Source organism: Bacillus cereus group sp. BfR-BA-01408 (genome assembly GCF_022663305.1).
Lineage (GTDB): Bacteria > Bacillota > Bacilli > Bacillales > Bacillaceae_G > Bacillus_A > Bacillus_A pacificus.
The window spans coordinates 60961-85387 of sequence record NZ_JAKUFF010000008.1 but is presented as its reverse complement, the minus strand read 5'-3'; the positions used below and the strand labels follow the sequence as shown (position 1 = coordinate 85387).

The following is a 24427-nucleotide window of genomic DNA, read 5'->3' as shown; positions in this document are numbered from 1 at the left end:
TGAAAATGAAAACGCAAGTTGTCATCAATGCCAAAATTTATACAGGTCAAGAAGTAGTGGAAAACGGATTTATTCGTTACACAGAAACAATTAAAGAAATTGGTTTGATGGCTCAATATGTATCACAAGAAAATGAAGCGGTTTTAGATGCGGCAGGGAAAATTGTGATTCCAGGTATGATTGATGTTCATATTCATGGTGGATACGATATTGATGCGATGGATGCAAATAGCGATGGGTTAGTAACTCTAGGTAAAGAAATGTTAAAAGAAGGAGTTACAACTTACTTCCCCACAACAATGACACAAGCTCCAGAAGCAATCGAAGCAGCACTACATGCTGCGAAGGAAGCGAAAGAAAAAGGAGCACATTTCGAATATATTCACTTAGAAGGACCGTATGTTTCAAAGAAACGTGCAGGTGCACAACCACTTGAACATATTGTTCCTGCGAATATTGAACAATTTAAACAATGGCAGGAAGCAAGCGGAAATTTAATTAAATTAGTAACATATGCACCTGAAGAAGAAGGTGCGTTAGAGTTCGAGCAATATCTTGCTGAAACTGGTGTTGTTGGCACAATGGGACATACCGATGCAATTGATGCGCAACTAAAAAATAGAAACATTACACATGCAACGCATTTATACAATCAAATGCGTGGATTACATCACCGTGAACCAGGAGTTGTTGGTCATGTGTTATTAAATCCAGATGTAATGGTTGAAGTAATTACAGATGGTATTCACATTCACCCGGATATGGTGAAATTAGCATATAAATTAAAAGGACCGAAAAAAGTAAGTGTTATTACTGATGCAATGCGTGCAAAAGGTCTTGAAGATGGATTATATGAGCTTGGCGGACAGCCAGTACATGTAAAAGATGGTAGTGCTCGATTAGAAGATGGAACGTTAGCTGGTAGTATTCTAAAAATGGATCAAGCTTTCCGAAATGTAATTGAATTTACAGGTTGTTCAATCGAAGATGCAGTACTAATGACATCAGTGAACCAAGCAGAAGAGTTTGGATTAAATAATAAAGGTGCATTAGCGGTAGGAAAAGATGCAGACTTTGTTGTGATGAATGAAGATTTACATGTATATGATACGGTTCGTTTAGGAATTCATATGAAGGAAGGGAAGTAATGAAATGAATATTCTTGTTGTAAAAACTCCAGAAGAACTAGCAGAAGCAGGTTATAAATTAATTGAAGAAGTTGTAAAAACAAAAGAAAATCCAACATTAGGAATGGCTACAGGAAGCTCTCCATTAGGTATTTATGCAGAAATGCGAAAAAATAAACTTGATACAAGCCGTGTAACCACTGTAAACTTAGATGAGTACGTAAATTTACCACATGAAGATAAAAACAGCTATCACTATTTCATGCAAGAACAGTTGTTTGATCATCTTCCATTTAAACAAACTTATGTACCAAACGGGATGGCAAGTGATTTAGAGGAAGAGTGCAAACGTTACGAGGGCATTCTAGCTGCTAACCCAGTTGACCTACAGATTCTTGGAATCGGTGAAAACGGTCACATCGGATTTAACGAACCAGGAACACCGTTTAATTCTCCAACAAACATTGTTGAATTAACAGAATCTACACGCCAAGCAAACCTTCGCTTCTTCGAAAAAGAAGAAGATGTGCCAACTCATGCAATTACAATGGGAATTGGAAGCATTATGAAAGCGAAACAAATTCTACTTGTTGCTATGGGTTCTAAAAAGGCAGAAGCTGTTAAAGAATTATTGCAAGGTGCATATAGTGAAGCGTGTCCTGCTACAGTTTTACAACGTCATCCGAATGTAACCGTAATCGCTGATCAAGAAGCTCTATCTTTATGCAGTGAGGCGATTGCTGATGAACATCGACAAGTATTCACCATTTCCGATCTATTATCAGATTCAAGAGTGGGTGAAACAGCTAATTGAGGACGGCGAATGGAAGCCGGGAGATAAAATCCCATCTGAGAATGAACTTTGCGATAAGTTCGAAGTGAGTCGTATGACAATCAGACAGGCGATTAATAATTTAGTGGAACAAGGTTATTTATATCGGAAACGTGGAATCGGTACGTTTGTCCAACTTCCGAAAGTGGAACAAAAATTGCAAGGAATGACAGGATTCACAGAAGATATGATTTCTCGTGGGATGAACCCAAGTAGCCAATTATTAAGTTTCCGCCTCGTTCCAGCTACTGCGAAAATAGCAGACCGGCTGAGAATACAGGAGGGAGAGTCGGTTTATGAAGTGAGGCGTATTCGCTTAGCTGACGATGAACCGATTGCTTTTGAGACGACATATTTGTCGCCAGCTCTTGTAAAAGATATTAACGAAGAAATATTGCAACAATCTTTATATGAACATTTAGAGAAAAAACTGGGCTTCAAACTTGTTAGCGCTACTCAATCAATTGAAGCTTCAATTGCAACGGATAATGAAGCGGAACATCTGCATATTCCTAAAAAGGCGCCAGTGCTTGTCATGCGTCAATGGTCATATTCAGAAGGTGAAGTACCGTTAGAGTATGTGAAATGTATTTATCGTGGAGATCGTTATAAGTTTATTACAAACATCGCACGTAACAAATAATATATTTCAGTTTGTGAAGTACAGTAAATGTCAAATTGTTTAACATGTAAAGAAAAAATACGACTCATCCTTACAAGGAGTGAGTCGTATTTTTATTATGAGCAATTACGTGGTTAACAGCATCTTTAACTGTATTTACTACATAGTGAGCGTGTTCTTTTACTGCGTCATCTGCTTGAGCCATAGCAAAACTGTGAGGAGTTAAAGCAAACATTGGAATATCATTATAAGAATCTCCTATGCAAGCAACTTCCTCTGGTTGTAATTGAAACTCCTTTAATAAAACAGAAATAGCAGAACCTTTACTAATATTAGGTGGCATTACATCTAAGCATTGTTCTGCTGAAATGAACGTACTAACTTTTCCATGAAATTTTTCATCAATTTTTTTCTGAAGAAGTTGTAAGCTCTCCTTTGTTCCACCGACAGAAATTTTATTCGGGAAAATTGTATCATCTATTTTCTGTAATAAATTTGGTTCTTCGACAGAAGTCATCGTTACTTGTTGCTCAAGTTCATGAATAAACGGTGTTTTTTCTTCAATGTAGTAATTATGTTCATCACTAACATAACGGAAATAAGGATCTTCATTCGTCATGTGTAACAACTCAGGAAGAATGCTGGAATCAAAAGTTGCAGATAATAGCTGCTTATTTTCATTTGTATATACAAAAACACCATTAACACTAATGCGGTGGAAATTTGTATTTACAGCTTTCATTAAGTCTGCAATTTCATTATCAAGTCGGCCAGAAGCGAAACAAAGAATCACATTTTGTTCAGCAAGACTACGAAGTGCTACAATATCCTGTTCGTCAATTAAACCTCCGTGTTGCATCATTGTACCGTCGATATCACTTACAAACATTTTAATCATGTTGCTATCTCCTTTCTATGTACAGTTGCTCTTACATTATACGCATCATATATAAACATGTCTAAAAAATGAATTTTTATGAAATGGTAGATGTTTTACATTGACGACAAAGAAGAATGTTCTGTAACATAAAAGCAGGCTATTTAAGTACGAGGGTGGTGTTATATGAGTAATTATCTAGAAATTAAAAAAGTTTTAAATAATAATGTCATCATTGCTAGCCATCCTGAACATGAGGAAGTAGTAGTGATTGGTAAAGGAATTGGATTTGGGAAAAAAGCGAAAGATGTATTGGAGCAAGAACAAATTGAAAAAATGTTTGTTCTAAAAAATGAACGTGATCGTGAACAATACAAACTGCTAGTTCCACATGTGAGTGAAAAATTAATTGAATTAATGAATGATATTATGTTCTATATTCAAGAAAAAGCAAAATCGCCATTGAATGAACATATTCATATCGCTTTAACAGATCATATTTCTTTTGCGATTAAGCGTTTAAAACAAGGGTTTACAATTGATAATCCTTTTTTAGTTGAAACGAAAATGCTCTATCCAGAGGAATATAAAATTGCTGAAGGTGTTGTAAACCTTTTAAATTCTCGTTTGCAAATTACATTGCCAGAAGGAGAAATTGGATTTATTGCACTCCATATTTACAGTTCACTTACAAATTCAGATTTATCTTCAGTTAATCAAAACTCCCGTCTCATTGCACAGCTTGTATCTTTAATTGAGACGAACTTACAAATTACATTAGACCAAGAAAGTATTCACTATTTACGCCTTATTCGTCATCTTCAATATGCTATTGAGAGGGTGAAAAAAGGAGAAAAAGTAGAGGAATCGCAAAGTTTTGCTGATTTATTAAAGGCGGAATATCCTGTTTGTTATAATTTAGCTTGGAAGCTAGTTAAGGTTATGCAAAAAGAATTGCAACTTCCTGTTTATGAAGCAGAGAGTATATATTTAACGATGCACCTGCAGCGCTTAGTGAAGGCAGAGCATGTGTAAAAAGACATATATTTTTGTCGAAAATGAAAACGTTAAAAAAAATCATTGAATCGCTTACAATAGTTATGTATAATAACTATTGCAAAGTTATACAAATTTCGACAAACACATTAAGGTATAAAACGAAAACGTTTGCCTTAATTATAGTGAACTTATACGTAAACCTATTTTTGACACGTGTTACTGATTCGATCAGGCATGAGTGGAGAAAAGTAAGGAATGTAAGCTAGAGAAAGGGATATACTACCCTTTGTATAGCTATCGTTCTATCTTTTTTTCCTCATGCCTTTTTGGCGTTTGTCGGAAGGTATCAATATAGATAAGAGAGGAAGGGTTTCCATGTTTAAGAAGATCTTTGGTGTTCTTCAAAAAGTCGGAAAAGCGCTTATGCTTCCAGTAGCGATTTTACCGGCAGCAGGTATTTTACTTGGATTTGGTAATGCATTTCAAAATCCACAGTTAACAAATGTTATTCCTGCTTTAAAAGCAGATTGGTTCGTAATGGTAGCAAAAATTATGGAACAATCTGGTGATATTATTTTCGCTAACCTTGCATTACTATTCGCAGTTGGGGTAGCAATTGGCTTAGCTGGTGGAGACGGAGTAGCTGGTTTAGCAGCATTCGTTGGCTACTTAATTATGAACAAAACGATGAGTGTGTTCTTAGAAGTAGATAAGCTAGTGAAAGTAACAAGTTCTGGAGCAGACCCAGTAAAAATTGGATTTGCAGATCCAGCGTATGCAAACGTATTAGGAATTCCAACGCTACAAACTGGAGTGTTTGGTGGTATTATCGTCGGGATAGTAGCGGCATATTGCTATAATAAATACTTCAACATTGAATTACCATCATACTTAGGTTTCTTTGCAGGTAAGCGTTTCGTACCGATCGCAACTGCAACATTCTCTTTAATAGTAGGTATTATCATGTGCTTCGTTTGGCCATACATTCAAGGTGGCTTAAACACGTTCTCACATCAAATGATTGATGCAAATAGAACGTTAGCAGCATTTATTTTCGGTTTAATTGAACGTTCATTAATTCCATTTGGATTACATCACATTTTCTATTCACCGTTCTGGTTCGAATTCGGTCAGTATACAAATGCGGCTGGCGAATTAATTCGTGGTGACCAAAAAATCTTTATGGCACAGTTAAAAGACGGTGTAGAATTAACAGCAGGTACATTTACAACTGGTAAGTATCCGTTCATGATGTTCGGTCTTCCAGCAGCAGCTTTAGCAATGTACCATGAAGCACGTCCAGAAAACAAAAAATTAGCAGCTGGTATTTTAGGTTCTGCTGCATTAACATCTTTCTTAACAGGTATTACAGAGCCACTTGAATTTTCATTCTTATTCGTAGCACCAGTATTATTCGGAATTCACGCTGTATTCGCTGGTCTATCATTTATGACAATGCAAATTTTAGGTGTTAAAATTGGTATGACATTCTCTGGTGGTTTAATCGACTTCCTATTATTCGGTGTACTACCAGGCCGTACGGCATGGTGGTGGGTAATTATTGTTGGTCTTGTACTAGCGGTTATTTACTACTTCGGATTCCGATTTGCAATCCGTAAATGGGATTTAAAAACACCTGGTCGTGAAGTTGCAAATTCGAATGAAGGTGCAGGAAAAGCAGAAGCTGGTGAACTTCCTCGTGAAGTATTAGTAGCACTTGGTGGTAAAGAAAACATTGCTTCTTTAGACGCTTGTATTACTCGTTTACGTGTTCAAGTTAACGAACAAAAGAATGTAAATAAAGATCGCTTGAAAGAACTTGGAGCAGCTGGTGTACTTGAAGTTGGAAATAACATTCAAGCTATTTTTGGACCGAAATCTGACACATTAAAATCACAAATTCATGATATTATGTCAGGTCGTACACCTCATGTTGAAAAAGAAGAGCCTGTAAAAGTAGAAGAAGCTCCTCAAAAAGTTGATGAAAACGAAACAATCGTTTCACCAATTGAAGGGAAAATCCTACCAATTACAGAAGTGCCGGATCAAGTATTTTCAGGAAAAATGATGGGAGATGGATTTGCAATTGAGCCAACAGAAGGAACAGTAGTTTCTCCAGTTAACGGTGAAATTGTCAACGTATTCCCTACAAAGCATGCAATTGGTATTCAATCTGAAGGTGGAAAAGAAATTTTAATCCACTTCGGTATTGATACTGTAAAATTAAATGGTGAAGGTTTTGAAGCACTTGTAGCACAAGGTGACAAAGTGAAACAAGGACAACCATTATTAAAAGTAGATCTTGCATTTGTAAAAGAAAATGCACCATCTATCATTACACCAATTGTATTTACGAATTTACAACAAGGGCAACAAGTCGAATTGAAAAAAGATGGAAATGTTAAGAAGGGCGAAAACGCTATTATTGACATTCAGTAGGAATTTGACGCAAAATGTTTATAATTATAATAGGCGATGTGGTTGACCGAACATCGCCTATTATATACAATAGATGATGTAGTACTCACGTCTATACAACTAAAAAATACTGTAATTTAAAGGAGATAAATTATCATGGAAAAAATCTTTAAAGTAACTAGCGACTCAGGAATTCATGCTCGTCCAGCAACTCTACTTGTAAACACTGCAAGCAAATTTGGTTCTGACATTAACTTAGAGTATAACGGAAAGAACGTTAACTTAAAATCAATCATGGGCGTTATGTCTTTAGGTATTCAACAAGGCGCGGAAATTAAAATCACTGCAAATGGTGATGATGCAGCTCAAGCACTAGCAGCTATCGAAGAAACTATGAAAAACGAAGGATTAGGAGAATAATGACTCTTAACATTCAAGGGATCGCTGCATCAAGTGGGATTGCTATTGCAAAGGCTTTCAGACTTGAAAATCCTGAATTTAACATCGAAAAGAAATCAATTACAAACGAAGCTGCAGAAATTGCACGCTTAGAAGCTGCGCTTGAGAAAGCAAAAACTGAATTAGAAGCTATTAAGGACCACGCTTTTGCTGAGCTAGGTGCTGACAAAGCTGCGATCTTTGAAGCACATTTATTAGTGTTAAATGATCCAGAACTAGTAAACCCAGTAAAAGATAAAGTAAATAGTGAAAAAGTAAATGCTGAATTTGCAATGGATGAAGTTGCATCAATGTTTATTTCTATGTTTGAAAACATGGATAACGAATATATGAAGGAACGTGCTGCGGACATTCGTGACGTAACAAAACGTGTTCTTGCACATTTACTAGGCATTAACTTCTCAAATCCTGGTACAATTTCTGAAGAAGTAATCATTATTGCTGAAGATTTAACACCATCTGATACGGCTCAGTTAAACCGTAAGTATGCAAAAGGTTTTACAACTGATATCGGTGGACGTACATCTCACTCTGCGATTATGGCTCGCTCTATGGAAATTCCAGCTGTTGTTGGTACGAAAGTTGTTATGGAGAAAATCCAAAATGGCGATATCGTAATCATCGATGGTTTAGATGGAGAAGTAATTGTTAATCCATCAGAAGAAACTCTTCGCTCGTTTGAAGAAAAGAAAGCGAAATTTGAAGAGCAAAAAGCTGAATGGGCAAAATTAAAAGACCAAGCTACTGTAACAAGTGATGGACATCACGTTGAGCTTGTTGCAAATATCGGAACACCAAATGATGTACAAGGTATTATCGATAATGGCGGAGAAGGCGTTGGTTTATACCGTACAGAATTCTTATACATGGGCCGTGACAATCTTCCAACAGAAGAAGAGCAGTTCGAAGCATATAAAGCAGTTCTTGAAGGTGTAAAAGAAGGTCAACCTGTTGTTGTTCGTACACTTGACATCGGTGGAGATAAAGAGCTTCCATACTTACATTTACCAAAAGAAATGAACCCATTCTTAGGATACCGTGCAATTCGCTTATGTCTTGATGAGCAAGATGTGTTCCGTACACAACTTCGTGCATTACTTCGTGCTAGCGTATATGGTAACTTAAAAATTATGTTCCCAATGATTGCAACTCTTGATGAGTTCCGTCAAGCGAAAGCAATCTTATTAGAAGAAAAAGCAAAACTTGTAGAAGCGGGTACAACTGTTTCTAATTCTATTGAAGTTGGTATGATGGTTGAAATTCCAGCTTCAGCAGTATTAGCAGATCAATTCGCAAAAGAAGTTGATTTCTTCTCTATCGGAACAAACGACTTAATTCAATACACAATGGCTGCAGACCGTATGAACGAACAAGTATCTTACTTATACCAACCATATAACCCATCTATTTTACGTCTTGTAAAAATGGTTATCGATGCTGCTCATAAAGAAGGCAAATGGGCTGGTATGTGTGGTGAGATGGCGGGCGATTCACTTGCTATCCCATTATTATTAGGATTAGGTTTAGATGAGTTCAGTATGAGTGCAACATCTATTCTTCCTGCAAGAACACAACTAAGCAAGTTGTCAAAAGCAGAAATGGAAACATTAGCAGAAAAAGCATTAATGATGTCAACTGCTGAAGAAGTTGTTGAACTCGTTAAAAGCATATAATCAATAAAAAAACCTGAGTCGATTTGAAATCGGTCTCAGGTTTTTTCTATGAGAAAAGTAAATCTTATTTTTTTACTATAGAGGATAAGGAACAGAATTAGATAGCGATAGCAACGATATCAGTTGGGCATACACGTAAAATACCAGTAAAAGTATTACGGTTTTGATTGTTCTTATCGTCTTTATTGTTATCTTTGTTGTCTTTGTTATTACGAGCTAAAGCAGAGAAAAGAGCAACACCGTTAGCGAAACCTTCAAAAATTACATTGTTGAAAGTGCCATTACCTCTAATGCTTAAAAGAGAAAGCTCTGTTCCAACTGAAATATTAGCAAGTACGTTACATACAGCTGGTTGTTGTGGTCTAACTACTTCTCTCTCTTTCTCTTTCTCATGATGTCTGCACTCTCTTTCATGATGATGACAGTCTCTAAAGTTATCACAGCATCCAAATGATCCAAACATAATCCTCATCACCCCCTTCACACTTATAATCTATGTAAGTTCGGTAGTGAGTGACTGGACAGAGAGTGGAATTTTTTCTAGGGGAATTTCTCATTTTAAAAGACTAGCTGGGTGTTTATTACGGAATGATGTTTAAAATAGGATAGATATCACAAAAAAGTGTAAAGACCACCGAAATGAATGAAATAGGTAGCCTTTACACTTTTTTGCTTTTATATAAAACGATGATATATACAGGAAGAGCTAACAGTAGCGGTACAATGGATCGTGCAGTATGTTTTTCTGATTCTAAGTGGAATGCTTCTTCTTTTGGGAATTGTAAAACTGAAATGTTTGCAGCATCGCCAATAAAATATAGAAGCAGTACAGTTACTATGTAACATAAAAGTGCAATAAAGCTTCCGTATGAACTCAATGAAAATCCCTCTCTTGTTATCTATTTGTTATCATTGTATCATAATTGTAACAAAAACACACGGTTATATTTCGATACTTTAACAAAATTCGACACGAAACGTCATTTATGTGTATGCGAATAGCATGAAATTTACTGTTTTTATGTGCGGATGTCGAATCATACATTTTAGTATTACGGATGTGTGACAGAATAAAAAGAAACGAAGGTAATGAAATTACCTTCGTTTCTTTTTTATTCGTATGAAAGGGCAGTAAGACCCTCACATTGATTCAAGTTTCACTTTATTATTTTGCCCATTCACTCACTTGTTCTACGCTCATTCGTGGTGCAGGGTGGCCTTTTAAAGTTGATTCACCAATTGTAATAAGCATAATTGGTACGTAGCGAGATGAAACATTGAATTCTTCTGTAAGTGCTTGTGGGTTGAAACCACCAATCGCACAAGTATCCCAGCCAGTTGCTTTAGCTGCAAGCATAAGTTGCATTGCTGCTAAAGATGCATTTGAAAAGGCTGCATCTCTTGGGAATTGCTCACGTGCATATGCAGACTCAATATTTTTAGCTAAGCGCTCTTTTGCTTCTTCTTTCATAAATCCTTGTTCTACAATTGGACCATAAACTTGTTCAACATTTTTATAAGCTTCTAAATCACCTAAAATAGCGACTACAGCAGAAGCATCAAGAATTTGTTGTTGGTTATAAGCAATTGGATGTAATCGTTTCTGTACATCTTCACCTTGGAATACGAGGAATTTCCAGTGCTGTAAGTTCCAAGCAGAAGGTGCTTGAGCAGCTCCCTTTAAAATCTCGTGTAACTCTGTAGATGAAATTTCTTTCTCTGGGTTGAATGCACGTGTAGATGTGCGTTCATATAGAACATTAAAAAAGTTTTCGTTTGTCATTATATATCCTCCAAATTACATATCAAATTATGAAAAAAACAAATGTAATATATTCTACTTACATTTTGTAAGTTATCGAATTTAAGAATATAATATCTTTATTTTAATTGTCAAGTTTTAAAGCGGAAGCTAGGGCATTCATACAAACGATACAATTCCTATAATCATACACTAAAAAAGGAATTTATAGAGTGAAAAATGAAGAGAACATTCTCAATTAGCTTGTTAACATGTATCCCTCACTCATTAAAGTTTTTAGAGAACAGTTTTTTATAAAATGTTTGTGAGGAATTCTGTAGAACAAGATATATGAAGTGAGTGAAGACTAGTGATGAACATACTACATTTTTTATTAGAAAATACGGTTTTCCAAAATGTATTACAAGATCTTCAGTTAAATGTCCTTTATATAGAAAATGGATGCACGCATCAACAAACGATAGAAAATATCCATCCAAAATGTATGTTTATAGCAAATAGTTTTGAAGAAGGCGAAGTATTATTTCAGAGGACTAAACCACATATTGTAATTATGTATGTAACAGATTTTTCTCAAATAAAATATATAAAGAATATGTATAATCCACAGAGTACATTTATTGTCATTTGGGATCAACAAATAACAAGCGAGTTTGCAGAGGTGCTTACGTTAGGAATACGTAATATTGTGATAGCCCCTGTGACTCCACAAATGGTGTTAGAGGAAGTAAATAAAAGTTTATATCAGCTTTCTTTAGTGCGGCAAGTAAGTTTGCAACAAGAACTACTTCAAACGATGTTTGATTTTCGAAATGATCTATTATTTATAGTAGAAGACGATGAGATTGTTGATTGTAATACAAATTTTTTAGAGTTTTTCGGATATGAAAATTTGTTTGCGTATCGTGAGCAACATTTAGTATTTGCTGAACATCTTATTAGAGAAAATGGATACTATTCAACAACTCATGATATAACATGGTTAGATGATACATTATCATATGATAGAAGAATTAAGATGTCCAACTATGAAGGGGAAGTATCAACTTTTTTATTGCGTGCGACACCATTGCCAGAAGATTTATCAAGATTTATTGTGAAGTGTACAGAGATTACCGAATTAGATGAAATCTATCAAGAACAAGAAAGACTTGCTATGATAGATTCGTTAACAGAGATTTATAATCGTTTGAAATTCCAACAAATACTCGAGGCAGAATGGGATAATGCGATGCGTAATAATGAAAACATAGCACTTATTTTATTTGATATAGATAATTTTAAAGCAGTAAATGACACGTATGGCCATGATTTTGGTGACTTAGCATTAATTGAGCTTGCAGAGCTCATGAAATCTAAAGTGGAGCAGCAACATGTATTTGCTAGGTGGGGAGGAGAAGAATTTATTATTTTAGTAACGAATACGGTAGAAAAAGAAGCATTTCAAGTTGCGGAATCATTACGATTTTTCATTGAAACAAAGCAATTCTCAGGAATTTCGAAATTAACAGCGAGCTTTGGAGTTGCATTATATGAAAAAGGGATTACAAGAGAAGAATTAATGCAACGAGCGGATATTGCATTATATGAAGCGAAAAAAAATGGGAAAAATCAAGTGTGTGTATATAGAAAAGAAAAAAAGTGATTTTTCGCAACAAATTGTTGCGATTTTTTTTTATTACTTGATAATAGAGTGTAGGGGGGATTTTGAACGAAGGAATTATGGAGGAACAATATGATGAAAAAAATAATGATGATAGTTTCAATATGTGCTGTAGTTTGTGGAGGAGTATACTATTTTCTCTATAATCCTAATATAAAGGAAAGTAAAGAATTAACAACTAAGGTGAATCCTGCTGTTGAATCAGAAGTACAAGAGAATATAGAAGAAGAAAAAAAAGAAAAGCAAATTGATTATGCTAGCATATCTCAAAAATTAGATCAATATTTAGTCGGAAAGCAATTCAATGGAACAGTTTTGGTAACAGATAAAGAGCATGTTATATTGAATAAAGGATATGGGTATGCTGATGTTCAAAATAAAATAGAAAATACGCCTCACACAAAATATCGTATCGGTTCTATTACGAAAACAGTTGTGGCTACATCTATTTTACAACTGCAGGATCAAGGGAAGCTAAATATTCAAGATAATGTAAATAAATATATTCCTTCATTTCCGGAGAATAAAAATATTACGTTATATCATTTATTAACGCATACCTCTGGTTTACCTGAACACGCAAAAGGCAATGTTAATGCTGCCTCCCGTTTACAGTTAATGAATTGGATTGGACGTCAAAATTTAGAATTTCCTGCAGGAACAGGTTGGAGATATACAGATTATAATTATATGGTGCTTGCCTATATAATAGAACATATATCGAAAAAACCTTTAGGAGATTACATAAAAGAAAATATATTTATAAAAGCAGATATGCATGAATCTGGTATGGGAAATATGGTACCTGGAGATAAAAATTTCACAAAGGGTTATGTGAAAAAAAATCAAGAGCTTGTACCAGCGCAGAAGGTAGGCATGGATTGGCTATATGGTTGTGGTGAGATGTATACGACAGTTGGAGATATGAAGAAATTAGACGAAGCAATTATAAATGGGAAACTTCTTTCTGAACAAAGTATACAAGCGATGTTTTCACCTTCAACAGAACGAAAATATGCATTTAGTTTTTACATATATCCGGATTATTTTCATAACCATGGTGTACTATCTGGGTGGAATACTTTCAATAATTTTAATAAAGAAAAAGGGACTTTTGTTATTTTATTTTCAAACGTGAAAAATAGTATGGATGATGACTTTAATAAAGATTTCCGAAAGATGGTAAGTGATTTATTAGAACAAAGGGGATGAGAAAATGAAACATAAAAATGTATCAATTGGTTTCATTGGTATTGGTGTAATGGGAAAAAGTATGGTGCGTCATTTAATGCAAGACGGTCATACAGTATATGTATATAATAGAACAAAATCGAAAACAGACTCTTTAGTGCAAGATGGTGCAAATTGGTGTGATACACCGAAAGAGTTAGTAAAGCAAGTTGATGTTGTAATGACTATGGTTGGGTATCCACATGATGTAGAAGAAGTGTACTTTGGGATAGATGGAATTTTGGAGAATGCAAATGAAGGCACAATCGCAATTGATTTCACGACATCTACACCAACATTGGCAAAACGTATTAATGAAACTGGTAAAAGTAAGAATGTATATACGTTAGATGCACCTGTATCTGGAGGAGACGTTGGTGCGAAAGAAGCAAGACTCGCAATTATGGTCGGTGGAGAGAAAGAAATATATGATAGATGTTTACCGTTATTTGAAAAACTAGGAACAAATATTCAGTTGCAAGGGCCTGCTGGAAGTGGACAACATACAAAAATGTGCAATCAAATTGCGATTGCTTCCAACATGATTGGAGTATGTGAAGCTGTTGCTTATGCGAAAAAGGCTGGATTAGATCCTGATAAAGTATTGGAGAGTATTTCAACGGGAGCAGCAGGTAGCTGGTCATTAAGTAATTTAGCTCCTCGAATGTTAAAGGGAGATTTTGAACCAGGTTTTTATGTAAAGCATTTTATGAAAGATATGAAGATCGCGTTAGATGAGGCTGAAAGATTACAATTACAAGTACCAGGTTTAAGTTTGGCGAAGGAATTGTATGAAGAGCTAATAAAAGATGGGGAAGAAAATAGCGGAACACAAGTGTTATACAAAAAATACGTAAGGGGGTAAATGAGATGGATCTTCAAAAATTTGATGAGATGATTGATACTGTACAAAGAGCAACATGTATACAAATTAATGAAAAACAAAAAGAAGCTTTTAAACAAAAATATGATTTTGAACCGAATTTCGAATATGGAAGAGATGAGAAAGGGCATTACGTTATTCGAACTTCAAAAAAGATGCTAGAAGAAATGGAATTTTATTTGGCATTGAAATATGATCGAGATGGAGTTGACCTTTACATGGAAGCGGAGATTGATGGTATATATCATGTATCTGTTAGCTATAGTGAAGACGCTTTGCATCTACAAGAATTGTTTCAATTTCTAGAAGAAAATAAATAAAAGTCCTCATTTGAGGACTTTTATTTTTAATTTTGTAATTATAAGCTAGAAGCCCGGCGGCATCGTTCGATTGGGAATGGAATCACTTGCGCGATGTGATTAGGACCAAATTGTTTTGTACGAGCATGGCGTACTATATAAAATGCACAGAGAATTGAAACAGGAATAGCACCGAATAAACCAAAAAGTAAAGCGCTTACACAAGATGCAACAAAACCTAAAACACCAACTTCTAACTCTTCCATAATAGCTCCTAGAATAATAGGAAGTGCTCCACACGTAACCCCTAGTATAAGTGCGATAAGTAAACTCATGATTCTCCCCCTCTGTTTGCGATTTTCTTTTCCTTCTTAGTTAATTGTAGTATATCATATATAAAACAGAATTTTCAGAAAAAGTTCAATAAATGTTCAAAAAGTATTAATAAATATACTTGAAAAATTGAAGGGAGAGATTGTACTGAAAAGAAGGAATAATACGGTTAGAACCATAAAAAATCAGGCTTATTTCAAAATGAAATAAGCCTGTTCCATAGGAGGATGTATATATGTAGAGTGAATAAAAGGTTGGAAAAGGGGGTCCAAGGCCTTTTATTCAACTAACTACCTTAATAGATTGGAACCCAGCCTTCAGTTGTAACAAAAATACGAATAGCTACAACTTGACGATCATCTTGCAAGGTAAAATAATGTCTTGCATTTTCAGGAACAGATATGAGATCGCCTGGCTCAAGTTCAACGTCAAAGAATGTCCCATCTTTTCCTTCAATGGCAAAGATGCCATGACCACTAACAATAAAGCGAACTTCATCATCAGTATGATGGTGTTCTTTTTGGAAATTAATTAATAGTTCGTCAAGGTTAGGTGTGCTATTTGAAAGTGAAATTACATCATGTGCTTTATAACCTCGGCGTGATGAAACATCAGCAATTTCTTTTGAAAACACAGCTAATATTTCAGCTTTGTTTTCATCTGTTAATGAGTAATTTTCTTTTAAATGAGTAGGAAGTTTGGAAATATTCCATTTCTCATATAAAACGCCTTCCTCTTGTAGAAATTTTGATACTTCCACTTCATTTTCAATGCGAGTATTTATTTCATGAATACGAATTTGCGCCATTAGAAACGCCTCCTTGAATTGATAATAGTTTTATATGAAATTGGAATAAAAACTCATAAGCTTCTAATCTTTTCTTTGCATCAAAGCTATCTCGGCCCCATACGGTAATACCATGGTTACGGATTAATACTGCCCCCGAATCTCCTTGTATATGCTTGCGGAAGTTTTCTCCAAGCGTTGGGATATGGGCATGGTTTTCGATAATAGGAATGTTTATTGTTGCACCTTCTTCCCAAATATCGAGAGCTTTAATAATTTCTTGATTTTGAAGTGTGACTGCATCACTATATAAATTTGTGATAACATTATTATCGGTTGTATGAACATGAAGGACGCATCCAGCATTCGTATTGTTATAAATATGTGTATGCAAGATTGTTTCTGCTGAAGGACGTAATTCAGTTTCTAATACGGGAACCCCTAGATGATCTACTAATAGAAAATCATCTGGAGTCGTTTTTGTTTTATCTTTACCACTTGCTGTAATGAGAAAAGTGAGTGGTTCATGACTAACCTTTATAGAAATATTACCACTCGTTGCTGGAAACCAATTTCGTGTTGTTAATTCTTTTTTTATCTCGCTTAAGTCATACCATTGACGAAAAAGTTGTTTCATAATTTCACCTCCAACAAATGTTTTAATTCGTTTTGAATATCGTGAAACGATTCAAATGGTGTATAAGAAATATGATTTTCTTCACATTTTGTAATAAGGAAGTCACGAGCGAACACTTTATCCGCTTGTTTCGCAGCTTGTAAATCAGTAATTGAATCTCCGATTACAATATGGAAGTCATTTGTATTACTTAATTTACGGATGAGTGATGATTTACATAATCCGCAATGATTTTGACAATGATGATCACAAGGATGAGGCCAATTCACCGTAATGTATTCATTTGAAAAATCTGTTTCATTACAGTAAATTTGCTCTTTCGGAATGAGTCCTTGTAAGAGTGGATAGACGAAGAAATCCATTCCACCTGATATAACATAAAAGGAAATATTATTTTTATTTACAAATTGTATAAATTCATGAAAACCATTACGGATTTCAGCAGTCTCTATTAAAAATTGAATAATTTCATCGTGCAGATTAGTAGGTATGAATTGAAATAATTGAGAAACACCTTCTTGAATAGATAGCTCTTGTGATAAAATTCTATTCTTTACTTCTTCAGCTTCTGGTGGTGCAAATTTTTCCATAATGGACATAATGTTATCATTATTTGTAATCGTGCCATCGAAATCACAAAATACTTGAATACTCATAATTTCACCTCATGAGAGGGATTTCCCCATATTTGTAGTGCGCTATGCAAATTTATGTCATCTACTTCATGGAGTGGTTTATTTTGCAAAGTAGCATCAATTGCAGCACGGAAAGCTTTACCGCCGCCCTGCGCCCCATTTGGATGTCCATGTATTCCGCCACCAGCATTAATAACAACATCTTTACCGAAATCTCGTACAATAAAGGGAACGAAACCAGGGTGAATACCAGCAGACGGAACAGAAAAGCTCTTCTTGAAAAATGAATCGCCTTCAGTTAAATATTTTGAGATAGCAAGAGCTTCCTCTTTTTCTAGCGCAACACTTCCGTATGGAGATGGGAATAATGAAAAGTCAGCCCCAGCATAACGGAGTAGCTTTCCGAGTAATAATGGAGATGAAACTCCATATAACTTGGATGCGGAATAAGCACCACTTACAGCAGGGTGTGCCATAATAGGAAGCGGGATTTCATCATCTTCTGCAAGTGATTGTAGTACATCTAGTCCGTAAGAGAATACGTTAAATAATAGAATATCAGCTCCAGCTTGCACTGCACGTTTCGCATTTTCTTTTAAATCAAAAGTTCGTCCTGTTAAATTTACGGCATATAACGTTTTATGTCCGTACGTTTCATATACGGATTGTAAAACTTCTTTTCCAGATACGATGCGTTTTGTAAGTGGTGTTAATGCATTTTCGAATAATATCTCATCATCTTTTACGATATCTACACCACCAATTGCTTGATCGCGTAATTGCGTTTTTAAATACCCAATATTTCGTCCAATCATTCCTTTAAAAATACTCATTAAAAGGGGACGATCATGTACTTGTAAAAGATTTCGAATACCATCTATCCCGAATTTTGGACCAGGAAACTGTTTTTTTAATTCGTCTGAAAAAGTTAAGTCAATTAATTTTACTTCGCCATCAAGTGATAGCTTTCCAAATGTAGTCGTTAAAATTGCTGGTAAATCTGGACTGAAATTTAATAACGGATATTCGATTTTAATAATTCCGCGTTTCACTTTTTTACGTAAATACGAATTGGTATGTTCATGTGCAGCTAATTCCTCAACATGAATGACGTTGCCTTTATGCTGCTTTAATTGTTCTTGCAATAAATGTGGCAAATGAGTCCAAGAGCCAATTGTTAAACCGAGTGCAATTTGCTCAGCTTTTTTTTCTAAGTTATGTGAATCATCATGGATTAAATATGTCGCTATAATTCCGCTCATTGTTATAACCTCCTAGTTAAATAAAAAAACCTCTCAGCTAAGGAGAGGTTTTTTTACAACCAGCTCCTTATCTGTCAGCGTAATGCTGCGAGAATTAGCACCGTGTCTACAATTGTAGATCGGTTGCCGGGTTTCGTCGGGCTCGTCCCTCCACCTGCTCTTGATAAGAAGTATTTAGAAATGTTTAAATTTTTAAGATAACTGAATTTTGTCAGATATTTTTCATGTTGTCAATTACTTTTTGAAAAAATTTAATTTATCAATTCGATGAATGGCTTCTCTTAACCTATCTTCTGTATGTAAGAGACCAACACGGACATACCCTTCGCCATGCTCACCAAATCCAACACCAGGAGCAACTGCGACATGTGCTTTTTCTAGTAAAATATTAGAAAATTGCTCAGAAGTATATCCTTTTGGAACAGGAAGCCATGCAAAGAATGATCCTGTTGGAATGTTTACATTCCAACCAATTGAGTGACAAGCTGAAATAAGAGCGTTTCGTCGAGCTTCGTAACTATTTACAAGGTCTATTACGCAAGACTGTGAACTTAATAGTGCTTCGCGGGCGGCATCTTGAACTGCACCGAAGATGCTAACATACATATGATCTTGTAATAAGTTAATGGTTTCAATGACACTTTCATTCCCTACAGCAAAAGCGATGCGCCAGCCAGCCATATTAAAAGTTTTCGATAATGTGTAAATTTCGATTCCTGTATCTTTGGCACCGTCTGCTTGTAAGAAACTAACTGGCTTTTGACCGTCGAATCCTATAGCACCATAAGCAAAATCATGAACAACTAATATATTGTGTTTATTGGCAAAATGAATTGTTTCATCAAAAAAATCTTTTGATGCAGTAGCACCTGTAGGATTATTTGGATAGTTTAAAAACATTAATTTTGCACGCTCGGCAATAGAATCATCAATTTTTGCATAATCTGGTAAAAAGTTATTTTCTGCAATAAGTGGCATTGTTTCAAATTTTGCTTTTGCTAAAGCGACACCTGATAAATAATCTGGATAACCTGGATCGGGAACGAGAATCGTATCACCAGGGTTTGTAAAGCAAACTGGTAATTCTACTAATCCAGCCTTTCCACCAAACAAAATAGCAACTTCAGTTTTCGAATTTAATTCTACGCCGTATTCACGTTGATAGAATGTTGCTACAGCTTCTTTTAAGCTTTCGTGTCCGCGAAATGGCGGATATTTATGATGAATGGTCTTTTCAGCAGCATCTTGCAAAGCTTTTACGATATGCTGCGGTGTTGGTTGATCTGGATTACCTTGACCTAGATTAATAACATCGTGACCAGCTGCAACGACTTTGTTAACTTTTGCAACAAGTGAAGCGAAAAATTGTGTTGGCAATGATGTTACTATCTCAGAAGGTTGAAATGATTTCATACTTTCCACCTCTTTTGAAAGTTGTTACAATTCTAGTGACAAATGATATAATCTTTCCAGTATTTTGTAAAGAAAAAAATGAGAATGGGGCTGAAAAAATGAAAGTCGCATGTATTCAGATGGATATTGTCTTTGGAGATGTAGAAAAAAATATTGAGAATGCTAAAAATAAAATAAGCGAAGCGATGAAGGAAAGACCAGATGTTATCGTCTTACCAGAACTATGGACAACAGGTTATGATTTAACGAGACTCTCTGAAATTGCAGATAGGGATGGATTGGAAACGAAAGAAAAGTTGATAGAATGGTCGAAACAATATGGTGTACATATTGTTGGTGGTTCTATAGCAAAGCAAACGGAGCAAGGTGTTACAAATACAATGTATGTTGTAACGAATAAAGGAGAACTAGTCCATGAATATAGTAAAGTGCATTTATTTCAGCTTATGGATGAACATAAATATTTAATCGCTGGAAATCGTACTGGTGAATTTAAGTTAGATGATGTAGAGTGCGCTGGCACAATTTGCTATGATATTCGTTTTCCGGAGTGGATGCGCGTTCATACTGCTAAAGGTGCAAAAGTTTTATTTGTTGTAGCTGAATGGCCATTAGTTCGTTTAGCACATTGGCGTTTGCTATTACAAGCAAGAGCAGTTGAAAACCAGTGTTATGTTGTAGCATGTAATAGGGCAGGGAAGGATCCAAATAATGAGTTTGCTGGCCATTCTTTAATTGTCGATCCTTGGGGCGAAGTTGTTGTAGAAGCAAATGAAGAAGAAGCAATTCTATTTGGAGAGCTTACATTCGAGAAAATTAAAGAAGTACGCAAAGGAATTCCAGTTTTTGCGGATCGACGTCCAGAATTATACAAATAAAATGTTGACAAGTGATTTTTATTCTTGGTATAGTCTTCAACATAAAGTTAAAAATTCTAAAAAATTATACAACTCTTATCAAGAGCAGGTGGAGGGATTTGGCCCGATGAAGCCCAGCAACCGACCGTAATACCATTGTGAAATGGGGCGTTTATTTACGCCAAAAGGCACGGTGCTAATTCCAGCAGAAAGTAAAACTTTCTGGCAGATAAGAGGGGAGAAGATAAACTTCAAACCTCTTTCTTAGTGGAAAGAGGTTTTTCTACGTCAGAAAAACCTCTGAATATAAAAAAGGGGGAGAAGACGATGGGATATTATGCATTAACTGAAACAACAGCTATACAATATGCGAAAGAACACGGTTATTTTGAAAAGAAAGCAAATGTATTTTGTCATGAAATTGGAGATGGAAATTTAAATTACGTGTTCAAATTAGATGATGGAGAGAAGTCTATTATAATAAAACAGGCACTGCCATATGCGAAAGTAGTTGGTGAAAGCTGGCCGTTATCTATAAAAAGAGCGACAATTGAAAGCAAGGCACTGAAAATTTTTGCGAAGTATGTACCGGATTATGTTCCGGTAGTGCACAGTCATGATGAAGAGTTAGCAGTAACAGTAATAGAAGACTTATCAAGACTAACAATTACAAGAAAAGGATTAATAGATGGAGAAGAATATCCACTTTTATCCCAACATATCGGTCGTTTTCTAGCAAATGTTTTATTTTATACTTCAGATTTCGGTTTACAGTCAGAAGAGAAAAGGGGACTAGAAGGTACATTTGTAAACCCAGACCTCTGCAAGATTACAGAAGATTTAGTGTTTACAGATCCGTTTGGCCATTACGATACGAATGATTATGAGCCGGAATTACAACTAGCGGTTGATGAATTGTGGAGTGATAAAACTTTAAAATTAAAAGTAGCACAATATAAATATAAGTTTTTAACGAGAAAAGAAGCACTTATTCATGGTGATTTACATACTGGTAGTATTTTTTCATCACCTTCTGAAACGAAAGTGATTGATCCGGAGTTTGCAACTTATGGCCCATTTGGATTTGATCTTGGTCAATTTATTGCAAACCTATTATTAAATGCTCTATCTAGAGAGGAAGAACAGAGAAGTGTGCTATTTTTCCATATTGAGAAAACATGGAGCTATTTCGTAGACACTTTTACAAAGTTATGGATTGGAGAAGGTGTAGAAGCATATACGAAAGAAAAACAATGGTTGCCGATTATTTTGCAAAATATTTTTACGGATGTGGTCGGATTTGCTGGATGTGAGCTTATCCGAAGAACAATTGGCTTAGCACATGTAGCTGATTTAGATGAAATAGCAAATAAAGAAAAGAGAATTCAAGCCAAGAAACAAGCTTTATACTTAGGTAAAGAACTAATAAAATATGAATCTAAAAACGCTGATATTCAACTGTTCCGAACATTATTTCAACAGACAGTTTCTGGAGGGGTAAAAGCATGAGTACAATTGTTACGATTCCGAGGTCTGTCAGTTGGAAAGGGGATGCTATTGCAGTATTAAATCAAACAAAGTTGCCGCATAGCACAGAATATAAAACATTAACGACGATTGAAGAGGTATGGAAAAGTATTGTCATGCTAGAAGTACGAGGAGCACCGGCAATTGGAATTGTAGCTGCATTTGGCTTGGCGCTTGTAGCAAAAAAATATACTACTTTACATATTGAAGAATTTCAAAAGAAGTTTAATAGAGATTGTAATTATTTGGGAACGTCACGCCCGACAGCAGTCAATTTATTTTGGGCAATCGATCGTATGAGAGAATCTATTCAAGAAATTACTACAATAAAAGAAGCACAAAAAATATTAGAAGAAGAAGCGCTTCTCATTCAGCAAGAAGATGAAGCAGTATGCAGGAGTATTGGAGAACATGCATTATCATGTTTTCAAGATGGTGATAACATTTTAACGATTTGTAACGCTGGCAGTATTGCAACTGCTAAATATGGTACTGCACTAGCACCGTTTTATATTGGGAAAGAAAAAGGTGTACATTTACATGCATATGCATGTGAAACGAGACCAGTTTTACAAGGCGGGCGTTTAACGACTTGGGAATTAAAACAGGCAGGTATTGATGTAACGCTTATTACAGATAATACGGCAGCTCATGCTATTCAAACGAAAGAAATCAACGCAATTATTGTAGGAGCGGACCGAATTGTCGCAAATGGGGATACAGCAAATAAAATCGGAACAATGAATTTAGCTATATTAGCAAAGTACTTCGGTATCCCATTCTACGTTGCAGCTCCGTTATCGACATTTGATATTACGAAACAAACAGGAGCTGAAATTGTTATTGAAGAAAGAGATGAAACAGAAGTTACGAAAATTTTTGGGAAACAAGTAACGCCAGTTGGAACTACTGTTTATAATCCAGCATTTGATGTAACGCCAAACGAATTAATTACAGGCATTATTACTGAGCGAGGTATTATACGTGGAGATTATAAGCGAGAAATTGCATCATTATTTGAAAAAACAAGCTAATACATAATAGCTTGTTTTTTTATGCCTAAATGTGTTCTTTTCTCTTATTTATATAATGAAAGGAGGGAAAAAGAATGGAAGAGTGGATCAAGATGATAGGTAATGTAGGGTTTCCGATTGTTGTAACATTATATTTACTCCATCGAATTGAAAGCAAATTAGATGGGGTAATTGTTGCAATCGAGAAACTCCCTAAACAATTACTAAAGTAGGAAGATCCCCGGGATAAAAAATAAAGTTTGCTCTTTGTGAGCAAACTTTATTTTTTATTGAGCAGTATAACCACCATCGATAACGACAGCTTGCCCGGTTATACCTTTCGCTTTTTCGCTCGCTAAAAAGATTGCATAATCCGCGATTTCTTGTACTTGTAATAAGCGTTTTTGCGGTACAAGTGGATAAATGACTTCCTCCAAAACATTTTCAAGTGGTACATTTCGTGTAGTAGCTAAGTCTTGTAGTTGATTACGTACAAGAGGGGTATCGACATAACCAGGACACAGTGCATTTACAGTAATACCATGCGTAGCGCCTTCTAAAGCAGCAACTTTTGTTAATCCAATTACACCATGTTTCGCGCTATTGTAGGCGGATTTCCCTGCAAATCCAACGAGGCCATTAATGGAAGCGACATTAATAATTCGGCCATACTTTTGCTTTTTCATAATCGGAAAGGCATGTTTAATGGCGATAAAAGGAGCGATTTGCATAATTTTAATTAGTAGCTCAAACTTTTCGGTTGGAAAATCTTCAATTGGTGAAACGTGTTGCATGCCTGCGTTATTAATTAATATGTCTAATGAACCGAAATGAGTAACAGTTTGGGAAATGGATGCTTCTATTTCTTCTTCGGATGTAACATCACATTTTAAGCCGATAGCTTGAAATCCCTCTTTTTGTAGTTGTTCAGCAGCTTCTTTTGCACGTTCTTCAAGACGATCGGTAATAACAACTTTTGCACCTTCTTTTGCAAAAGCGTGTCCCATTTCATAACCAATACCACTTGCAGCACCTGTTAAAAAAACAACTCGATTTGTAACCATGATGAAAAACATCCCTTCGTAATAAAGTTCTCCTATCGCTTTATTTAGAGAGTGG

At 35.4% G+C, this 24427-nt stretch carries 26 protein-coding genes and 2 riboswitches; of the genes, 15 read left to right on the top strand and 11 right to left on the bottom strand.

Annotated elements, in window-relative coordinates:
- The first annotated feature begins 5 nt into the window (after window positions 1–5).
- The 3 genes from nagA to phnF are packed head-to-tail and all read left to right on the top strand — an operon-like array spanning window position 6 to window position 2602.
- Window positions 6–1148, top strand: coding sequence for an N-acetylglucosamine-6-phosphate deacetylase (gene nagA, locus MR083_RS06775; protein ID WP_014893528.1), 1143 nt, complete (start codon window positions 6–8; stop codon window positions 1146–1148).
- Window positions 1149–1152: 4 nt separating this feature from the next.
- Window positions 1153–1941 (top strand): glucosamine-6-phosphate deaminase, encoded by a 789-nt coding sequence (gene nagB / locus MR083_RS06770; RefSeq protein WP_001024206.1) that lies wholly within the window; start codon window positions 1153–1155, stop codon window positions 1939–1941.
- Window positions 1871–2602, top strand: coding sequence for a phosphonate metabolism transcriptional regulator PhnF (phnF, locus tag MR083_RS06765; protein ID WP_002194085.1), 732 nt, complete (start codon window positions 1871–1873; stop codon window positions 2600–2602). Before nagB ends, phnF begins: the two co-directional genes overlap by 71 nt.
- Window positions 2603–2672: 70 nt before the next feature.
- Here phnF and MR083_RS06760 read toward each other — a convergent pair whose 3' ends face one another.
- Window positions 2673–3479 (bottom strand): Cof-type HAD-IIB family hydrolase, encoded by an 807-nt coding sequence (locus MR083_RS06760; RefSeq protein WP_000594235.1) that lies wholly within the window; start codon window positions 3477–3479, stop codon window positions 2673–2675.
- A 165-nt stretch (window positions 3480–3644) separates the two neighbouring features.
- Between MR083_RS06760 and glcT the strand changes: the two genes are divergently transcribed.
- The 4 genes from glcT (at window position 3645) to ptsP (ending at window position 9007) form a co-directional block, all read left to right on the top strand.
- Window positions 3645–4493 carry a glucose PTS transporter transcription antiterminator GlcT gene (gene glcT, locus MR083_RS06755; RefSeq protein ID WP_000073863.1) on the top strand — a complete coding sequence of 283 codons (849 nt, stop codon included), beginning with the start codon at window positions 3645–3647 and terminating at the stop codon, window positions 4491–4493.
- 339 nt (window positions 4494–4832) lie between these two features.
- Complete coding sequence (gene ptsG / locus MR083_RS06750) at window positions 4833–6896, top strand: PTS glucose transporter subunit IIABC (protein WP_000473183.1); 2064 nt, start codon at window positions 4833–4835, stop codon at window positions 6894–6896.
- A gap of 135 nt (window positions 6897–7031) precedes the next feature.
- Window positions 7032–7295 (top strand): phosphocarrier protein HPr, encoded by a 264-nt coding sequence (gene ptsH / locus MR083_RS06745; RefSeq protein WP_000411079.1) that lies wholly within the window; start codon window positions 7032–7034, stop codon window positions 7293–7295.
- Window positions 7295–9007 (top strand): phosphoenolpyruvate--protein phosphotransferase, encoded by a 1713-nt coding sequence (gene ptsP, locus MR083_RS06740; protein ID WP_242268761.1) that lies wholly within the window; start codon window positions 7295–7297, stop codon window positions 9005–9007. Before ptsH ends, ptsP begins: the two co-directional genes overlap by 1 nt.
- 97 nt (window positions 9008–9104) lie before the next feature.
- Here the strand turns inward: ptsP and MR083_RS06735 are convergent, their stop codons facing one another.
- The 3 genes from MR083_RS06735 to MR083_RS06725 form a co-directional block, all read right to left on the bottom strand.
- The gene (locus MR083_RS06735) at window positions 9105–9470 is read right to left on the bottom strand and encodes a DUF3915 domain-containing protein (RefSeq protein ID WP_000468015.1); all 366 of its coding nucleotides are present in this window, start codon (window positions 9468–9470) and stop codon (window positions 9105–9107) included.
- A 196-nt stretch (window positions 9471–9666) separates the two neighbouring features.
- On the bottom strand, window positions 9667–9885 hold the full coding sequence (locus MR083_RS06730) for a hypothetical protein (protein ID WP_000100486.1): 219 nt from the start codon (window positions 9883–9885) through the stop codon (window positions 9667–9669).
- Window positions 9886–10172: 287 nt separating this feature from the next.
- Window positions 10173–10790: a nitroreductase family protein gene (locus tag MR083_RS06725; protein ID WP_000180605.1), complete on the bottom strand. Its 618-nt coding sequence runs from the start codon at window positions 10788–10790 to the stop codon at window positions 10173–10175.
- A 331-nt stretch (window positions 10791–11121) separates the two neighbouring features.
- Between MR083_RS06725 and MR083_RS06720 the strand changes: the two genes are divergently transcribed.
- From MR083_RS06720 to MR083_RS06705, 4 genes are all read left to right on the top strand, one after another.
- Window positions 11122–12414, top strand: coding sequence for a GGDEF domain-containing protein (locus tag MR083_RS06720; RefSeq protein ID WP_001023204.1), 1293 nt, complete (start codon window positions 11122–11124; stop codon window positions 12412–12414).
- 90 nt (window positions 12415–12504) lie between these two features.
- Complete coding sequence (locus MR083_RS06715; protein WP_000976136.1) at window positions 12505–13644, top strand: serine hydrolase domain-containing protein; 1140 nt, start codon at window positions 12505–12507, stop codon at window positions 13642–13644.
- Window positions 13645–13648: 4 nt separating this feature from the next.
- Window positions 13649–14527, top strand: coding sequence for an NAD(P)-dependent oxidoreductase (locus tag MR083_RS06710; protein ID WP_000681096.1), 879 nt, complete (start codon window positions 13649–13651; stop codon window positions 14525–14527).
- Window positions 14528–14532: 5 nt separating this feature from the next.
- Window positions 14533–14865, top strand: a complete 333-nt coding sequence (locus MR083_RS06705) for a DUF3909 family protein (RefSeq protein ID WP_000365614.1) — start codon at window positions 14533–14535, stop codon at window positions 14863–14865.
- Window positions 14866–14903: 38 nt separating this feature from the next.
- Here the strand turns inward: MR083_RS06705 and MR083_RS06700 are convergent, their stop codons facing one another.
- From MR083_RS06700 to MR083_RS06675, 6 genes are all read right to left on the bottom strand, one after another.
- Window positions 14904–15179, bottom strand: a complete 276-nt coding sequence (locus MR083_RS06700) for a hypothetical protein (protein ID WP_000054670.1) — start codon at window positions 15177–15179, stop codon at window positions 14904–14906.
- A 293-nt stretch (window positions 15180–15472) separates the two neighbouring features.
- Window positions 15473–15985: a 1,2-dihydroxy-3-keto-5-methylthiopentene dioxygenase gene (locus MR083_RS06695; protein ID WP_000057307.1), complete on the bottom strand. Its 513-nt coding sequence runs from the start codon at window positions 15983–15985 to the stop codon at window positions 15473–15475.
- On the bottom strand, window positions 15963–16601 hold the full coding sequence (locus MR083_RS06690) for a methylthioribulose 1-phosphate dehydratase (RefSeq protein WP_000811331.1): 639 nt from the start codon (window positions 16599–16601) through the stop codon (window positions 15963–15965). The genes MR083_RS06695 and MR083_RS06690 overlap by 23 nt, the downstream gene beginning before the upstream one ends.
- Window positions 16598–17257, bottom strand: coding sequence for a 2-hydroxy-3-keto-5-methylthiopentenyl-1-phosphate phosphatase (gene mtnX / locus MR083_RS06685; RefSeq protein WP_000027469.1), 660 nt, complete (start codon window positions 17255–17257; stop codon window positions 16598–16600). The genes MR083_RS06690 and mtnX overlap by 4 nt, the downstream gene beginning before the upstream one ends.
- Window positions 17254–18498, bottom strand: a complete 1245-nt coding sequence (gene mtnW, locus MR083_RS06680; RefSeq protein ID WP_000014177.1) for a 2,3-diketo-5-methylthiopentyl-1-phosphate enolase — start codon at window positions 18496–18498, stop codon at window positions 17254–17256. The genes mtnX and mtnW overlap by 4 nt, the downstream gene beginning before the upstream one ends.
- Before the next feature lie 64 nt (window positions 18499–18562).
- Window positions 18563–18668, bottom strand: a riboswitch (SAM riboswitch).
- 64 nt (window positions 18669–18732) lie between these two features.
- Window positions 18733–19911 carry a pyridoxal phosphate-dependent aminotransferase gene (locus MR083_RS06675; RefSeq protein WP_049112786.1) on the bottom strand — a complete coding sequence of 393 codons (1179 nt, stop codon included), beginning with the start codon at window positions 19909–19911 and terminating at the stop codon, window positions 18733–18735.
- Between the two features lie 14 nt (window positions 19912–19925).
- On the opposite strand from MR083_RS06675, the gene MR083_RS06670 reads away from it, so the two are divergent.
- From MR083_RS06670 to MR083_RS06655, 4 genes are all read left to right on the top strand, one after another.
- A complete protein-coding gene (locus MR083_RS06670) occupies window positions 19926–20789 on the top strand; it encodes a carbon-nitrogen family hydrolase (RefSeq protein ID WP_029141189.1) in 864 nt (287 codons plus the stop codon).
- A gap of 72 nt (window positions 20790–20861) precedes the next feature.
- Window positions 20862–21004: riboswitch (SAM riboswitch) on the top strand.
- A 91-nt stretch (window positions 21005–21095) separates the two neighbouring features.
- Window positions 21096–22277 (top strand): S-methyl-5-thioribose kinase, encoded by a 1182-nt coding sequence (gene mtnK / locus MR083_RS06665; RefSeq protein WP_000542620.1) that lies wholly within the window; start codon window positions 21096–21098, stop codon window positions 22275–22277.
- Window positions 22274–23329 carry an S-methyl-5-thioribose-1-phosphate isomerase gene (mtnA, locus tag MR083_RS06660; RefSeq protein WP_000104589.1) on the top strand — a complete coding sequence of 352 codons (1056 nt, stop codon included), beginning with the start codon at window positions 22274–22276 and terminating at the stop codon, window positions 23327–23329. The genes mtnK and mtnA overlap by 4 nt, the downstream gene beginning before the upstream one ends.
- A 74-nt stretch (window positions 23330–23403) precedes the next feature.
- Window positions 23404–23541, top strand: coding sequence for a YvrJ family protein (locus MR083_RS06655; RefSeq protein ID WP_000393326.1), 138 nt, complete (start codon window positions 23404–23406; stop codon window positions 23539–23541).
- A gap of 54 nt (window positions 23542–23595) precedes the next feature.
- Here MR083_RS06655 and MR083_RS06650 read toward each other — a convergent pair whose 3' ends face one another.
- Window positions 23596–24372 (bottom strand): 3-hydroxybutyrate dehydrogenase, encoded by a 777-nt coding sequence (locus MR083_RS06650; RefSeq protein ID WP_000258421.1) that lies wholly within the window; start codon window positions 24370–24372, stop codon window positions 23596–23598.
- Window positions 24373–24427 lie beyond the last annotated feature (55 nt).

Bases quoted from the DNA above. Each gene is read 5' to 3' on its own strand.
- nagA (WP_014893528.1), top strand. From the start codon at position 6: ATGAAAACGCAAGTTGTCATCAATGCCAAAATTTATACAGGTCAAGAA.
- nagB (WP_001024206.1), top strand. From the start codon at position 1,153: ATGAATATTCTTGTTGTAAAAACTCCAGAAGAACTAGCAGAAGCAGGT.
- phnF (WP_002194085.1), top strand. From the start codon at position 1,871: ATGAACATCGACAAGTATTCACCATTTCCGATCTATTATCAGATTCAA.
- MR083_RS06760 (WP_000594235.1), bottom strand. From the start codon at position 3,479: ATGATTAAAATGTTTGTAAGTGATATCGACGGTACAATGATGCAACAC.
- glcT (WP_000073863.1), top strand. From the start codon at position 3,645: ATGAGTAATTATCTAGAAATTAAAAAAGTTTTAAATAATAATGTCATC.
- ptsG (WP_000473183.1), top strand. From the start codon at position 4,833: ATGTTTAAGAAGATCTTTGGTGTTCTTCAAAAAGTCGGAAAAGCGCTT.
- ptsH (WP_000411079.1), top strand. From the start codon at position 7,032: ATGGAAAAAATCTTTAAAGTAACTAGCGACTCAGGAATTCATGCTCGT.
- ptsP (WP_242268761.1), top strand. From the start codon at position 7,295: ATGACTCTTAACATTCAAGGGATCGCTGCATCAAGTGGGATTGCTATT.
- MR083_RS06735 (WP_000468015.1), bottom strand. From the start codon at position 9,470: ATGTTTGGATCATTTGGATGCTGTGATAACTTTAGAGACTGTCATCAT.
- MR083_RS06725 (WP_000180605.1), bottom strand. From the start codon at position 10,790: ATGACAAACGAAAACTTTTTTAATGTTCTATATGAACGCACATCTACA.
- MR083_RS06720 (WP_001023204.1), top strand. From the start codon at position 11,122: ATGAACATACTACATTTTTTATTAGAAAATACGGTTTTCCAAAATGTA.
- MR083_RS06715 (WP_000976136.1), top strand. From the start codon at position 12,505: ATGATGAAAAAAATAATGATGATAGTTTCAATATGTGCTGTAGTTTGT.
- MR083_RS06710 (WP_000681096.1), top strand. From the start codon at position 13,649: ATGAAACATAAAAATGTATCAATTGGTTTCATTGGTATTGGTGTAATG.
- MR083_RS06705 (WP_000365614.1), top strand. From the start codon at position 14,533: ATGGATCTTCAAAAATTTGATGAGATGATTGATACTGTACAAAGAGCA.
- MR083_RS06700 (WP_000054670.1), bottom strand. From the start codon at position 15,179: ATGAGTTTACTTATCGCACTTATACTAGGGGTTACGTGTGGAGCACTT.
- MR083_RS06695 (WP_000057307.1), bottom strand. From the start codon at position 15,985: ATGGCGCAAATTCGTATTCATGAAATAAATACTCGCATTGAAAATGAA.
- MR083_RS06690 (WP_000811331.1), bottom strand. From the start codon at position 16,601: ATGAAACAACTTTTTCGTCAATGGTATGACTTAAGCGAGATAAAAAAA.
- mtnX (WP_000027469.1), bottom strand. From the start codon at position 17,257: ATGAGTATTCAAGTATTTTGTGATTTCGATGGCACGATTACAAATAAT.
- mtnW (WP_000014177.1), bottom strand. From the start codon at position 18,498: ATGAGCGGAATTATAGCGACATATTTAATCCATGATGATTCACATAAC.
- MR083_RS06675 (WP_049112786.1), bottom strand. From the start codon at position 19,911: ATGAAATCATTTCAACCTTCTGAGATAGTAACATCATTGCCAACACAA.
- mtnK (WP_000542620.1), top strand. From the start codon at position 21,096: ATGGGATATTATGCATTAACTGAAACAACAGCTATACAATATGCGAAA.
- mtnA (WP_000104589.1), top strand. From the start codon at position 22,274: ATGAGTACAATTGTTACGATTCCGAGGTCTGTCAGTTGGAAAGGGGAT.
- MR083_RS06655 (WP_000393326.1), top strand. From the start codon at position 23,404: ATGGAAGAGTGGATCAAGATGATAGGTAATGTAGGGTTTCCGATTGTT.
- MR083_RS06650 (WP_000258421.1), bottom strand. From the start codon at position 24,372: ATGGTTACAAATCGAGTTGTTTTTTTAACAGGTGCTGCAAGTGGTATT.